The sequence below is a fragment of the Brasilonema bromeliae SPC951 genome (genome assembly GCF_012912135.1).
In the GTDB taxonomy this organism is placed as follows: domain Bacteria; phylum Cyanobacteriota; class Cyanobacteriia; order Cyanobacteriales; family Nostocaceae; genus Brasilonema; species Brasilonema bromeliae.
The window spans coordinates 1-14,718 of record NZ_QMEB01000165.1; the positions used below are offsets into that span (position 1 = coordinate 1).

Consider the following 14,718-nt stretch of genomic DNA (forward strand, 5'->3'; position numbering starts at 1 on the left):
CTTTTAAGAATCGTAACCGGGCTGCAATTTCGGGATCGTTAGTTGTTATTGCTCCGCCGTCACCGCACGCACCGAGATTTTTGGTAGGGTAAAAACTAAAGCAACCGATGTGTCCAATACTTCCTACTTTTTGCCCTGCCCAGTTTGCTCCTGTAGACTGAGCACAATCTTCTATCACGACTAAATTGTGTGCTTTTGCTACATTCATCAATGCAGCCATATCCACAGGTTGACCAAACAAGTGAACTGGGATAACTGCTTTGGTATGGCGCGTTATTGCAGCTGCGACTTGGTTTACATCTAGATTAAACGTAGTCTCATCGATATCAACAAACACTGGCTTGGCACCCACAGCACTGATAACCTCAGCAGTGGCGATAAAAGTAAATGGTGTCGTAATCACTTCATCGCCTGCACCTATGTTTAGAGCTCTAAGTGCTAGGAAAAGAGCATCAGTACCAGAGTTACATGCTACACATTCAGTGACACCAATATATGCGGCGAACTGTTGCTCAAAGCCTGCTACTAAAGGACCGCCAATATAACGACCAGAAGCAAGAACCTCTAAGACGGCTGCGCTGACTTCTGCTTCTATAATGGTGTATTGTTGCTTATTATCAAAAGCTGGTACAGAATAATTTAGACTTTGAACCATGAGATTTTATCTTAACTTCAAGATAGATACTGACGTTAGATTTGGTGCCCCTGATCGTTTTGAATCAAAAAGCTCGTGAAAGTCTTCTTCCTCAAATTCACATTATTCAAGAGTTTTCACGGAGGTTTTTTTTCAAAAAGGCTACTATCTTCTAGGGTGCAAGGAATTGTATATCCACCAAGAACCAATACCGAATATGAAAGTTCCCGATGAGTACTTTTAGAGAAACAGGGAATAGAGGACAGAGCACTCATAGTGCAACCTATTACCTGTAACCTGTAATCTATACCTTATAACCTATATGTACAAGAGGTAGAAAACCCAGAATGGAGCTGATCAAGCTAGATTTCGTCGATTTGGCTTTTGCTGTTGGATTAATGGGCGCAGCCATAGGTTTATCCGCGTGGGAACGAATAGGATTAGAGTTCAATTTAGCCCTCGCAACAGGGAGAACCTTCCTACAAGTAGCCATATTGGGATATGTTTTGGAGTTCATATTTGCTTTAGATAATCCTTGGGCAGTTTTGGCGATATTAGCAGTGATGCTGACGATTTCAGCAATTGTCGCACGAAATCGCATTACTCAAAAAATACCGCAGATGTTGCCCTTAGTCTGGGGATCAATTTTGCTCAGTACAACCATAACACTGGTTTATACTAATATATTGATCATTCAACCAGACCGATGGTTTGAGCCACAGTATGTGATTTCTCTGGGAGGAATAGTATTAGGTAATGCAATGAATGCCGCCGCGCTGGCTGGAGAACGTCTTGTTAGTATTATGAATGCGAGTCAGTTAGAAATAGAAACTCATTTAAGCTTGGGCGCAACTCCAGGACAAGCGATCGCACAATACCGTAAAGATGCTGTTCGCGCTGGATTGATTCCTACTCTCAATCAAATGATGGTTATCGCTATGGTGACGTTACCAGGAATTATCACTGGTCAATTGCTCAGTGGCATTAATGCTCGTGAAGCTGCATCTTACCAAATTTTGATTATGTTTATGATTGCCTTCGCCAATTTGCTGACAGTACTGTTAGTTACTCGGGGAATATCTCGTCAATTTTTTAATTCCACCGCCCAGCTGGTGAGATAAAGGCGTAAGCTGTTTGATATCAAAGCATTATAACTTATACCAAATTGCAGTTTGGGCAGTACTTTCGAGCTTAGTTGACTTACTTATGTGTATCCAGCGATGTATGTTCTAGTCAGTCATAAGAAAGAGACCGTTATTTATTTTTTCTCGGTAGGATAAATTTAATCCTGTATTCACACACCTTGGCTCATCTACATATAATCGGTAAAAGCAATGCAACCTCTGATTGTTGAAAAAAAGATTGATTCTCAACCCTCTTCTCATAATCACCTGTATGTCGCTAAGTTTTCCGTCATATTAACGGTAGTACTAGCCTTATTATTGCAAGTAATAACGCAAGAAATTAGTTCAGGAATCACCGAATGGCTAGCCAAGGAACTTGCGGTATCCTCTTTACTCGTGCAACAATACTCAATAGCTACTTTGCGCAAGATTTTATTATTCGGAGTAGATTTATTTCTAGCTATTTAGCTTATCGAATGCATACTATTCAAAATAACAAAAAGCCCCCTCTAGGATGTCCTAGACAAGATCTCTTTTTGTCTTCAAGTGTATAAGATAACCAAGGCTACAGCTTTGGAATTAAACCGAGTTGCTGAAAAAGACCCAAAGCATGTTCTTGTCCTCGCTCTTCAGTGATTTTGCCTTCGACAATGCGGTAAATTATAATCCCTGTCCAGGATACTGACTTTCCTGTTGCAGGGAGGTGATGAACCTTTATCTCTCCCTTATGAGTGCCTTGGGCTGTCCAGCTGATCGCAACCTTGTCTCCTTCTGCAATCGCATCTGTAATTGTAAACTGTAGATCGGGGAAACCTGTGTGAATGTCAGCGACCCATGATTTAAAACCCTCACAATCAAGTGCTTTGTGAAAGTATAGGGTAGTAAACCTTTAGGTACAGGCTAGCAAGTTCGTCTACTACTGCCAAATTTCCCTTTCCCCATGTCTGTTCACAGAATTGTCGCGCGATTTCTTTGTTTTCTTGTGCTGACATAACAAGTTTATTCTTTAGTATGATTGATTGTTGTAAGTTTGTTTTCGGGCTTGGACTAATTTTATCGCTGAGAATGATATCAGCAACAGAACCGATTTTTCTGCTTGCATAAACTTTACCTTTTTCGATTCCGTTTCATTCAATGACTGAAAAATCAAGCTACCCTGGCTGGTGGTTGGCTAGTGCGCGATTTGTACTTCTCAAAAAGCAAAATCATCTAAAAATTAAGATCATCTTCGATGTACATTTGTATCAATGTATTAAGAAAAATATTTGTTATTGTACGTACTATAGCAATCCTAAATGATAAGCCCTGCGGGCACGCTGCGGGAACGTAAATCACAAAATTACGGACTTCTCTAGAAAGTCAGGAAAATAAATGTTTATTTTTTTACAAAAAAACAATAGTCATATCATATTACTACTAATATCATTAAGCACCTTATAGTTAATCGAAAAAATTAATTTATTCCCAAAATAAATAAATATATCTTATCAATTTAATAAATCAAATAAAATTGATAAAAAAAGAGAAATATTAATAGCCGAAAAAAGCTTTATCCTGCAAGTAGGGGGCAGCGTTAATGTTTTCGAGAGCACCGCAGCAACCGTTATAACGTGGCAAAAAAGGTGTGTGTCAATGGATTTGTTAGAATACCAAGTGAAAGAATGGTTTGCGAACATAGGCATTCCTGTGTTGCCTTCCCAACGAATTGACCATCCCACGGATTTAAAGCGTTTAAAAATTGACTACCCAATTGTTCTGAAATCTCAGGTGAATGCGGCGGAACGAGCAAAAGTAGGTGGAGTCAGATTTGTAGAAACGACTATCGATGCGATCGCCGCTGCACGAAGTATCTTTAATTTGCCAATTTTAGGACAATTGCCAGAAGTATTACTGGCAGAAACTAAATACGAAACGGAACAAGAATTTTATCTTGCGGTAGTCTTGGATACAGCTGTCTGTCGTCCTATACTTTTAGGGTGTACGGAAGCTATGGACATAGATTGGGACTCAGCAGACGAAAAAATGCACTACGTTGTCGTTGAACAAGAGTTTTCCCCATTTTATGCTCGACAACTGGCGTTGAAAATGGGCTTGCAAGGTGCCTTAATGCAATCAGTGAGCAATGTTGTGGAGAAGATGTACCAGTTATTTGTAGAAAAAGACTTGGACTTAGTGGAAATCAATCCTTTAGGTGTGAGTTCCTCTGGTCAAGTTATGGCACTTAATGGTAACGTCAGCATTAACGAACGGGCAATTGGTCGCCATCCAAATATGGCTGACATAGCAAAAGCAATGGTCAACCCTTATACTAGTAGTAATACAATCCGGAACTTGGGCGACTGGGATGTCGTAGAAATGCACGGTAAAATTGCCATATTGGGCAATGGTGCTGGATTGGTAATGGCAACTTTAGACTTGGTGGTTAATAGTGGTGGAAAGCCCGGGGTGTGTCTAAACCTGCGCCATGCCTCTGTTACCGAAACCTCACCAACCACTTTTAAGAGTCGGTTAGAACAAGCTTTAAAAAACCTGGCTACTGATAAAAGTATTCAGGTGATACTCATTAATTTCCTCGGTAGCATTTCCCAAGGTAGTGAAGTTTCTGAAGTCATTGACGACTTTGTAGAAAGTAGTATGACAGAAGCTCAACTATTTATGGCTAAATCTAATGGTGGTAAAAACCGTCGAGAGAACAGTTTTCCGCGCTTAGTCGTCCGTCTTGCTGGTTCTGAGTTCATAAGAGCAAGAATTGATATAGCAGCACTGAAAACTCCAACTGATACGTCAATAACGGTAGTGGAAAATTTAGATGAGGGCGTAGCAGAAGCAATCCGTTTGGCTAAGTCAACAGCATATAGAAGGTTTTAACTAATTCACCTATTATGAATTTAACACCATATAGCAAAGTGTTAATCCAAGGCTTTTCTGAGTATATTACAGCAACTCATATTGCTCAAATGAAAGCCAATGGTACAAATTTGGTCGCTGGGGTTAATCCTGGATGTGGCGGACAACAGATGTACACTCTGCCAGTCTTCGATCTCGTAGAGGAAGTCGTAGAAAAATGTGGAGTTATTGATACTACAATTATCTGCGTACACCCTTACCAAGTCCTAGATGCTGCACTAGAAGCGCTGGCATGTGATATCCGCCAAATCATCATCATCTCCGCTGGTGTACCACCCTTGGATATGGTACAACTACTTCGTAAAGCCGAAGCAAAAGAAACCTTGATAGTAGGACCAAATAGTCCTGGGATCATCATACCGGGAAAAATCCTCTTAGGAACTCAACCAAGTGAATTTTATACGGCAGGTTCAGTAGGAATCTTGAGTCGGAGTACGACTCTCACCTACGAAATTGCCAGAGAATTAACTGATGCTGGGTTGGGACAGTCGATGAGTGTCAGCATTGGAAGTGATGCGATCGTTGGTTCGTCTTTTCTGCAATGGCTGCAAATATTAGATGAAGATGAAGCCACAAAGGCAATTGTCTTAGTTGGACAACTAGGTGGCGATCGCGAAGAAGCCGCAGCAAAATATATTGCAGAAGCAATTGATAAACCAGTTGTTGCTTATATTGCAGGTACACAAGCACCATCCGCAAGACATTGGCGTCAAACTGGAACATTGGCGGCTGTCATCGGACGCGATCCTGATTTTGGTACAGCAAAAAACAAATTAGCTGCTTTTTCCTTTGCAAGAGTTCCAGTTGCAGAACGTCCTTCTCAGATACCAGAATTGGTGAAGAAGGCGATGAGATAGCAAAATTATTTACCTGGTGTAAACAGTGCTTTGGAAGTAGACTCGCCTGCTCGCCGCAATTGTCGTGTTAGTTGCAGGTTCAGCAATACCAGTATGAGTAGCTGAGCCACTACTACCACCCAAACGGCTGTTACCGTGTTGCTTAGTATTGGAAGGTAGGGAAAAATAAGCACCGCAAAGGGGTAGAAAGCGTAAATCCCCACTAACCTAGAAATGATCGACGGTAGTAGAATTGCTGCGCCCAGCGTACCAATTGTCCAACTTGTGCGCTGCTGAGTTCGCATGAACAATAACAGTTGGGCTACGCTTGCATAAATCAAAATCATCATTAAGCTACCATTGAAAGCTAGACCGAAAAACGCCTGGGTTTTGTTTTCATCTACTTTGGCAGGCGAGAGTAAAATAAAGAAAGCTAGAAGAATTATGACGATTATCAGATTAATAGCGATCGCTACCACTGCCGGACTTTTTTCACCCCAAATTAAATCCTGTACTAACGAGCTATGACCGAGTTTCTTGCTACTAGAAACTCTTTTGTGTCGGTAGCGCGCCCAATCGTGTAGCGCTTGACGGTGAGGCGTGATAGCAGCAATTATATATAAAAACAGCAAAAAATTCAATAACGATAGCGCAAAGAGGTTTTCAGTCAGCGGCAAAGCGTATGGGCTACGATTTGCTGGTGCTGCGTAGTTGGCGCATCCTATAGTTAAAACTGTAAAGCAAACAGTCAGCAAATAACTCTGCTGCTTACTTAACATAGTGGCACTCTGATCACGAAAGCAACGCCGCAAAGATTGCCAAATAAACCAGGTTAAAATGCCATAATTCAACAAAACAAAACCGACGATAGTTAAGACATTATCACTTAGTACAAAGTGAAACCACTTAAAACGTTCTAACCCTGTTACAAAGCCTTCAAAAAAAGAAGTTGTAGACAAATTTGGAATTAGGCAAAAAGGATTAAGCAGCTTCAGCCAAGTAGTTGAATTAAAATAACTAGTCGTGCTTATTCCTTTAGTTAACATCAAGAAAATTAAAACTGCGCCACTACCCAACCAAGCTTGAAAACTGCCAAGCCAAGAACCAACTAAGCCAAATAGCATAGCAGCACTGTAGAAAAAAACAGAAGCAACAGCAACAACTGCGTAGAAGCTCAAAATTAGACTTAGAGGAATTTTAGCAGCAAGCCCAGACCACAAATGCAAAGGAAGTGATAATACGGTAAACAAATAAATCAGAATCGGCACTCCTAGCAACTTGCCGATGAAAATACTTGCTTCTGATTGGGGGGTGAGGCGAGTCAAATTAAATGTGCCGCGACGTTCTTCAGTTGCCAAATCGTTAATTAGCATATAAGTTCCGGCAACTAACAGGATGACAATGCCAATTAAACTTAAACCTACGAATATGTCTCGCCACCAGGATTGCCAGTATTCATCCGGCAGGCATTTCAACTGATATCTCTTGTCAAGTTTCTCACCGAAAGTTGGTGCACAATATTTGTCGAATATATCAAGAGTTACACGAGCCAATAGGGTTTGGAAAGATATCAATACTAGAATGAATTGACCCACCAAGGAAAGAGCAATTGTAAGTAGTATGTTGCGGGGTTTGAGGCGTCCTTTGAGTTCTCGTAACAGCTGGGGATTCCAGTTAAGTTTCATAAAAGAAGTCTTTTAAATTCGCAGTTAGTTATAGAACAGACGCACCCTAAACCATAAACGCATTTGTTGGTCTTTCAGCTTCCCAAAATTCTTCCCTAGCGTCCAGCCAACAATGCTTTTGTCGCAGACTCTCCTGCAAGTCTCACCTGTTTTATCAGATGCAAGTTTAACAATACCAAAACACTCAACTCTCCCAACCAAGCCAGAAAAATTGTTGGTGTCGAGGCGTATTCCAAACTAGCCCAAGGGAAAGTCGAAAACAGCCACACAGTAGGATATTTAGAAGAATCAACAGAAAGCATTCCTAGAATGACTGGTGGTAAGAAAATCACTGCGCCAATAGTGCCAACTGCCCAGAAAGAACGCTTAGTCGTTTTCATCAACAGCATCCTCTGCGCTATGGTGGCGTAAATTATCATCAACGTGATAAACATGGCTACACCTAAGACAGTCTTTAACCTACCAACATGGTTAATTTGCCAATCTATATTAGAGGTGTTGTGAACATTCAAAACAGGTGCCAGTAAAATCCAAACAAGTAATGGGACTGTCACTATCACAAGATTAATTGCTATTGCCACAAATGAAGGGCTTTTTTCACCTAAAATCAAATCCAGCAACAAAGATTTTCTCCATACATTTTGATGACTAGAAAGATTTTGGTGTCGATACCTTGCCCAATCTTGTATCGTTTGACGGTGAGGTGAGAGAATTGCAATTAAACCGAACAACAGCACTAAGTTGAAGAAAACTAACCAAAATAAACTCTGTTGTATTTGAGAATTCACATCGTAAATGCAACAAGAAACATTACTTGGAGATTCATACTCACAAGCAGAGTGACAATAGCCTTCTCTGTATTGTAAAGCAAATCCCCAAAAAACAAATTGGAAGCAAGCAACAAATAAGTAACTTTGCTCCTTGCTAAAAATAGTAGAGCTTGGATTACGGAAACAACGTTTGAGTGCTTGCCAAATCCAGTAAGTCCACAAGCCATAATTCAACAAGTGCAAAGCCATTACACTGCCAATATTTGTTCCTACAGGAAGATAGAAAAACTGGAATTTTTGCATGAATCCCCAGTTGTATCCGTTATTAAAGATATTTGGGAATAAATGCCGGGTCATGTCAAAGGGGCTTAACAGCCTAAACCAAGCAAATGAAGAATTTAAGGAGTATGATTCAGACGACGCCAATTGCATCGTAAGCATCAAAAATAGTAGAACAGCACCACTACCGAACCAAGCTTGAAAACCATTCAACCAACGACAACATAAACCAAAAAGTAGTGCTGCACTGTAAAAGAAAATGCAGGAACCAGCTAGAACGACCCAAAAACTTAATATGTGACTTGTGGCAATATTGGCACCGTGTCCAGCAATGAAATGTAGAGGGACTGCTGTGAAGACAAGCAAATAGATTAAAATTGGAACACCCAGTATTTTGCCAATTAAAATACTAGTTTCTGATTGAGGACTAAGGCGAAGAAAATTGAGTGTGCCACGCCGTTCTTCGGTCGCTAAATTATTGATGAGTAAATAGGTGCCAGCAACTAATAGTGTGAAAATAAAAATGATACTCAGCGAGAAGAATATGTATCCCCAGTGTTCACGCCACCACATTTGCATGTCAAGTTGATCAGTGGGGCAGAAATTCTTGGATAAATAGTCATTGGACTCAGTTATTTTTGTCTGAATTTGTGCAATTTCTGCTTTAAGTTCTTGGATTTTATCTGGTAATCTTGGTTGAGTATTTAGATAACTATCTAATTGTCTTTGAAGGTTATTAGATTGTTCAGACAACTGGTTAGTCTTGTACTCATAAGCTGGACGGAGACGACAGTACTCTCCAATTAGTGAATATTTATCGCCAGGTAAGTTTGCCAATTGACAAAGAAATAGTACCACTTGACCAACTAGCGATATAACAACTGCGCTCGCTACATTAAACCCTTTAAACCGTCCTTTAATTTCTCGGAATAGTTGGGGATTCCAATCACCTAGTTTGTCTATCAAGTTGATTATCATTTAACAAAACTCCAGAATTAAGTTAACTACTTTGTAGAGTCCAAGTCCGTCATTGAGTGACTAATGAACGCCAGATGCTCTACTTGGGGAGACCCCAAGACCGCACTGGCTCCTAATCACTAATCAAGATGCTTGCTTATGACCTAAGTTGAGGAAAATTGTTTCTAGGTCTTCTTGAGTGCAGTGAAAATCAGTCAGAGGAATACTAGCCGTAACAAGCGATCGCAACAAATTTGCACAGTCTTCCTGTTTTCCAGAAAAATTGACTCGCACGCTGTTTTTTGTAGGCATGATCTCCCACTCTTGTACGTAAGGATTATTTTTTAGTTCTCCTAAAAGTTCGTCTAATTTGCCTAAAGTCGATATGACAATTTGCTGGCGGGCAAGACGTTGGTAGAGTTGTTGTAGCGATGAACTTTCTACCAAAAAGCCAAGTTCCATAATTCCCACACTCGTACACAGTTCTGCTAAGTCGCTGAGAACGTGAGAGGAAATCAATATTGTCATCCCTGCTTCTTGCAACACTTTGATGATTTCGCGAAACTGCATCCTCGCAATTGGATCTAATCCTGAAACTGGTTCATCTAGCAACAAGACAATAGGTTCGTGGATAATTGTTCGGGCTAAACACAAACGCTGTTTCATTCCTCGTGATAAGGTGGAAATCAAGCTATTGCGTTTATTGCCTAGTTGTATGAGTTCTATAACTTCATACAGGCGTTGAGTGCGGCGTGGTTCCCGCAACTGATACAAACGCGCAAAATAATCTAGGTAGTCCCAGACTGTCAGTTCCTCGTACAGTGGATAGTCGTCAGGTAAATAGCCTAAGCGACGCTTGAGGGTGGGGTTGCTTTTGTCGCGCAGTAGGCGATCGCCATTAATATAAATCTCACCCGTCGTTGGTTCCTCAGCAGCAGCCAACATCCGGATGAGAGTCGTTTTCCCTGCACCATTAGGACCAATCAGTCCGTAAACTTCTCCTGATTCTATTTCTAAATCAATATCATTTACAGCAACGTGTCTGTCAAATTGCTTAGTCAGTTCACAAGTCCGGATTGCCAGTTCTTTTGTCATATTTACTGAAGTGCGGCTTGAAATTATACTAAATTGCATTCAGCTAGAGACGCACATAACACTGTTACATGGATAACTATCTGAATCTAGCGCGTTTGGTAATCCACCCACTATCGTTTAGCTGCGATTGTTTAATACACAACAGCCAGCCTATCTTTTGACTACAGTATTTTTTAGCTTTGTTTCGGAAATTGAAACTACTTGTTATTAAAACTTAAAATTTCAATTCAAAAGATTATTGGAACTTATCGAAAAATTGGGTTTAAAACCCCGTCCTTCTAGGACGGCTTTACTTTTTTAAAAATTTTCCTTACCATAGTAATGCGAGTTTGGTAAGCACAGTGTTAAAAGCCTACAAGTACAGAATCTATCCGACTAGTGAGCAATCAATATTGCTTGCCAAGTCTATGGGGTGTGCGCGTTGGTTTTACAACTATGCTCTTAACTTAACGAGCGAAACTTACAAGACAACGGGTAAAGGATTAAGTCGCAATGAAATCATCAACTTGCTGCCTTCTTTAAAGAAAGAGCATGAGTGGCTAACAGAGCCACCATCACAGTGTTTGCAGCAAGTTGCATTAGACCTTTCCAGTGCTTTTTTGAATTTTTTTGAAAAGCGTGGTTTATATCCAAACTTTAAGAAGAAGGGACAAAAACAATCTATTCGCTTTCCCCAGGAAATAAAACTAGATGGCAGTTACTTAACTCTTCCTAAATTAGGTAAGGTTTATTGTAAAGTGTCTCGTAAACCGGACGGTAAACTTAAATCTGTTACGGTATCACTGACTTCATCTGGTGAATACTATGCTGCCTGTCTATATGATGATGGTAAGGATATTCCTGTTTCATCTTCAGAAGGAAAAGCCGTTGGGATAGATATGGGGATAACCCATTACGCTATTACGTCTGATGGCACTAAACATGGTAATCCCAAATATTATCGCAAATATGAAACAAAATTAGCTCAAAAGCAAAAACTACTTAGCCGTAAGCACAAAGGGTCTAACAACCGTAATAAAGCTCGTATTAAAGTGGCTATTGTCCACACTAAAATTACTCGATGTCGTGAAGATTTTCTACACAAACTAAGTCGTAAGTTAGTTGACGAAAACCAAGTCATAGTTGTAGAAAACTTGGCAGTTAAAAATATGGTCAGAAACCACAAACTCGCAAAATCAATTAGTGATGCTGGGTGGGGTCAATTTTGCACCATGTTGAAGTATAAGGCAGAATGGAAGCGAAAAACCTATATTGAGGTAGATCGGTTCTTCCCTAGTTCAAAGACCTGTAGTAATTGCCTACATCAAGTAGATCATCTAAGCTTGGATATTCGTAGCTGGCAGTGTCCTAGATGTCAAACGTTACACGATAGGGATGTTAACGCTGCTATAAATATCAGAGATGAAGGTTTACGAATTTTGGCGGGAGGGCATCTCGCTACCGCTTCTGGACAACGTGTAAGACCATCTAAAGGCACTGCTTTTAGAGGCTATGTTGGATGAAAGAAGAATCCTCGCGGCTTTAGCCCGAGGAGTTGTCAAGACACATCATTTGTCTAGGCGCATACATCAATACTTAAACATTAACCCCCGTGGGTTTGTACTTGGGACGCTTTCAGGGGTTTTTGGTGGTGCAATAGGAATTTGGCATAAGTTGTTACCTGCAGCAGCGCTACCTCAGCGAACACAACAGAATACATCGAGTCAATCTGATATTAGGGTTCGGGAACTCTCTTGCCAGGGCGCAAGAATTGGTCGAAAATGCAATTGTCGTTGCCCGTCGCCTCTTTTGGCACGCTCACGGAGTATCGTTATAGTGCCGGACTTACGACGAAAAAATTAAAACAGTTTGAAAATTTAATAGTACACTGACCAGGTATGATATTTTATCTGCAAGATATTCTGCACGATTAAACATTTACCTACCTGAAAACGAACTATGACCCAGAACTACCGCATTACCCTACTCCCTGGCGATGGCATTGGATCTGAAATTATAGCAGTAGCGGTAAACGTGCTGAAAGTCGTAGGGAAAAAGTATAACATTCAATTTGAATTCACTGAAGCACTCATCGGTGGTGCAGCTATTGATGCTACAGGCGAACCCCTACCAGCCGACAGCTTAGATATCTGCCGCAATAGCGATGCTGTGTTACTAGCAGCCATTGGGGGTTACAAGTGGGACTCCCTACCATCCCATTTACGTCCAGAAGCAGGTTTGTTAGGACTGCGTGCAGGGTTGGGATTATTTGCCAATTTGCGCCCGGCGAAAATATTGCCTCAGTTAATTGATGCTTCTTCCTTGAAACGGGAGGTTGTCGAAGGCGTTGATATTTTGGTGGTGCGCGAACTCACCGGAGGAATTTACTTTGGCAAGCCCAAAGGGATTTTTGAAACAGAAACTGGTGAAAAGCGGGGTGTGAATACGATGGCTTACACTGAATCAGAAATTGAACGCATTGGGCGGGTGGGGTTTGAAGCTGCACGAAAACGCGGAGGGAAACTCTGTTCGGTGGATAAGGCAAATGTGTTGGAAGTTTCTCAACTGTGGCGCGATCGCATCACCAAACTTGCCCAAGAGTATCCGGATGTAGAACTCTCTCATATGTATGTAGATAATGCAGCCATGCAGTTGTTACGTGCTCCCAAGCAGTTCGATACTATTGTCACAGGCAACTTGTTTGGTGATATTCTTTCAGATGCAGCTGCTATGTTGACTGGCAGTATTGGAATGTTACCCTCTGCAAGTTTGGGTGCTTCTGGTCCAGGAGTGTTTGAACCCGTCCACGGTTCAGCCCCAGATATCGCTGGTCAAGATAAGGCAAATCCTTTAGCACAGGTTTTAAGTGCTGCTATGATGCTTCGTTATGGTTTGAATGAACCAACCCCAGCAGATGAGATTGAACAAGGAGTGTTAGAAGTATTACAAAAAGGCGATCGCACAGGAGATATAATGTCTCCGGGTATGAACCTTTTGGGTTGTCGCGCAATGGGCAAAGCACTTATCCAAGTTCTCGAAGCAAAATGAGTGCATATGCTCAAAGTGGAAATTTTGGCAACTTTAAAGAAAATTTTCGGATAAACTATTAACACAAACCTACAACAATACTTCGCGAGTGGTGTACGCTTTAAAAAAAGGACAAGAAAACTATACCAATCAGAAGAGCCAGTCAGCTTTGATTGATCCTACCGTCATCAGAGCTGCTGGGCAAATCTACCACACTTACTGTGAGGTACATCCCGAAATGACTGGGCAAGCTTCAGGAGTCGCAATTAATCGGTCTAATCACCGAGGTAAGGTGATTTTTACTCACCAACCAATTCTCTTGCCTGAAGAATGCTTCGTGCCTTTGAATCAGATTGAATCGTATATGTATTAAGCTATAAGTGACTGGTCATGAGTCATGAGTTAAGGTTATAACTTTTGAGCAAATGGCAAAAAATCCTCTGGGTTAGCCAATTGTTCATGGGGGGAACCCCCAATACCCCATTAACTCACAATTGACTTGAATGTTCATCTTGATAATAGTCCAGACAAGTTTCATCGTCTTTGCTTTAGGCACATCTATTGGCAGCTTTATTAATGTAATAGTCTATCGACTACCAATTGGACTGTCGATTATTTTTCCACCGTCTCATTGTCCCCATTGCTTAAACCAACTCAAACCCTACGATAATGTACCACTGTTGGGATGGCTATGGTTAAGAGGACGCTGTCGTTATTGCAAAAGAAAAATTTCTATCCGTTACCCTGTGGTAGAGGGGGTGACGGGTTTTCTTTTTTTGTTCGTTTTTTGGATGTTGAAATTTTCGCCCTATACAGTAGGCTACTGGGCGTTTTGCAGTTGGTTATTAGCGCTATCGCTGATTGATTTAGATACAATGACACTACCGAACTCACTGACTAAGTCGGGTTTGGTAGTGGGAATTATTTTTCACATGGTTTGTGGTTTTCTACCAGAAGCAAGTTGGGTCGGATTGGTACATCATCTGAAAATGGCGATAGGAGGAGGAGTGCTGGGCTTATGGCTATTTGATGCGATCGCCATAATTGGTTCAATTGTCTTTGGCAAAACTGCTATGGGTACAGGAGACACCAAATTAGCAGCCATGATGGGAGTATGGCTAGGATGGAAGTATTTACTGCTTGCTAGTTTTCTTGCTTGTCTAGTAGGAGTGGTAGTCAGTGGTGGGAAAATGATACTATCACAGCACAGCAGCCGCATACCACTGTCTCAAAAATGGGGAGAAAAGATACCTTTTGGTCCTTTTCTTGCTTGCGGGGCAGTCATTTCTCTATTTGGTGGTGAGGCGATTTTGTCTTTTTATTTACAATTATTTTTTCCCATCAGTTGAACAACAGAAGATAACAAAACAGATGACGCCCTTACAGTGTGTATCTGCTATACAAAACTTGACTAAACTTTTTCAA

General features: G+C 41.0%; 12 protein-coding genes and 1 pseudogene. 8 read left to right on the forward strand and 5 right to left on the reverse strand.

Going from position 1 to position 14,718, the window contains the following annotated elements; translation table 11 throughout:
* A partial coding sequence (locus DP116_RS19200; protein WP_169156695.1) for a DegT/DnrJ/EryC1/StrS family aminotransferase occupies positions 1-655 on the reverse strand: 655 nt, incomplete at its 3' end.
* Positions 656-981: 326 nt separating this feature from the next.
* Between DP116_RS19200 and DP116_RS19205 the strand changes: the two genes are divergently transcribed.
* Positions 982-1,755 carry an ABC transporter permease gene (locus DP116_RS19205; protein ID WP_169156696.1) on the forward strand — a complete coding sequence of 258 codons (774 nt, stop codon included), beginning with the start codon at positions 982-984 and terminating at the stop codon, positions 1,753-1,755.
* Between the two features lie 213 nt (positions 1,756-1,968).
* Positions 1,969-2,226 carry a hypothetical protein gene (locus DP116_RS19210; protein WP_169156697.1) on the forward strand — a complete coding sequence of 86 codons (258 nt, stop codon included), beginning with the start codon at positions 1,969-1,971 and terminating at the stop codon, positions 2,224-2,226.
* A gap of 97 nt (positions 2,227-2,323) precedes the next feature.
* Here the strand turns inward: DP116_RS19210 and DP116_RS30415 are convergent.
* Positions 2,324-2,599 (reverse strand): annotated as a pseudogene (locus DP116_RS30415) (ester cyclase); the annotation flags it as partial.
* A gap of 791 nt (positions 2,600-3,390) precedes the next feature.
* Between DP116_RS30415 and DP116_RS19220 the strand changes: the two are divergent.
* Entirely contained in the window at positions 3,391-4,626 is a 1,236-nt protein-coding gene (locus tag DP116_RS19220) for a succinate--CoA ligase subunit beta (RefSeq protein ID WP_169156698.1), read from the forward strand.
* A gap of 14 nt (positions 4,627-4,640) precedes the next feature.
* Positions 4,641-5,522: a succinate--CoA ligase subunit alpha gene (locus tag DP116_RS19225; protein ID WP_169156699.1), complete on the forward strand. Its 882-nt coding sequence runs from the start codon at positions 4,641-4,643 to the stop codon at positions 5,520-5,522.
* A gap of 5 nt (positions 5,523-5,527) precedes the next feature.
* Here the strand turns inward: DP116_RS19225 and DP116_RS19230 are convergent, their stop codons facing one another.
* The 3 genes from DP116_RS19230 to DP116_RS19240 all read right to left on the reverse strand — a co-directional run bounded on the left by DP116_RS19230 (position 5,528) and on the right by DP116_RS19240 (position 10,287).
* Positions 5,528-7,186: a hypothetical protein gene (locus DP116_RS19230; protein WP_169156700.1), complete on the reverse strand. Its 1,659-nt coding sequence runs from the start codon at positions 7,184-7,186 to the stop codon at positions 5,528-5,530.
* A gap of 95 nt (positions 7,187-7,281) precedes the next feature.
* A complete protein-coding gene (locus DP116_RS19235; protein WP_169156701.1) occupies positions 7,282-9,213 on the reverse strand; it encodes an ABC transporter permease subunit in 1,932 nt (643 codons plus the stop codon).
* A 123-nt stretch (positions 9,214-9,336) separates the two neighbouring features.
* Positions 9,337-10,287: an ABC transporter ATP-binding protein gene (locus tag DP116_RS19240; protein ID WP_169156702.1), complete on the reverse strand. Its 951-nt coding sequence runs from the start codon at positions 10,285-10,287 to the stop codon at positions 9,337-9,339.
* A 341-nt stretch (positions 10,288-10,628) separates the two neighbouring features.
* Here DP116_RS19240 and tnpB point away from each other — a divergent pair, with 341 nt between their 5' ends.
* The 4 genes from tnpB to DP116_RS19260 all read left to right on the forward strand — a co-directional run bounded on the left by tnpB (position 10,629) and on the right by DP116_RS19260 (position 14,642).
* A complete protein-coding gene (gene tnpB / locus DP116_RS19245) occupies positions 10,629-11,789 on the forward strand; it encodes an IS200/IS605 family element RNA-guided endonuclease TnpB (RefSeq protein WP_169156703.1) in 1,161 nt (386 codons plus the stop codon).
* 436 nt (positions 11,790-12,225) lie between these two features.
* Positions 12,226-13,314, forward strand: coding sequence for a 3-isopropylmalate dehydrogenase (gene leuB, locus DP116_RS19250; protein ID WP_169156704.1), 1,089 nt, complete (start codon positions 12,226-12,228; stop codon positions 13,312-13,314).
* A 91-nt stretch (positions 13,315-13,405) separates the two neighbouring features.
* Positions 13,406-13,666, forward strand: coding sequence for a hypothetical protein (locus tag DP116_RS19255; protein WP_169156707.1), 261 nt, complete (start codon positions 13,406-13,408; stop codon positions 13,664-13,666).
* A gap of 130 nt (positions 13,667-13,796) precedes the next feature.
* Positions 13,797-14,642, forward strand: coding sequence for a prepilin peptidase (locus DP116_RS19260; RefSeq protein ID WP_169156705.1), 846 nt, complete (start codon positions 13,797-13,799; stop codon positions 14,640-14,642).
* Positions 14,643-14,718 lie beyond the last annotated feature (76 nt).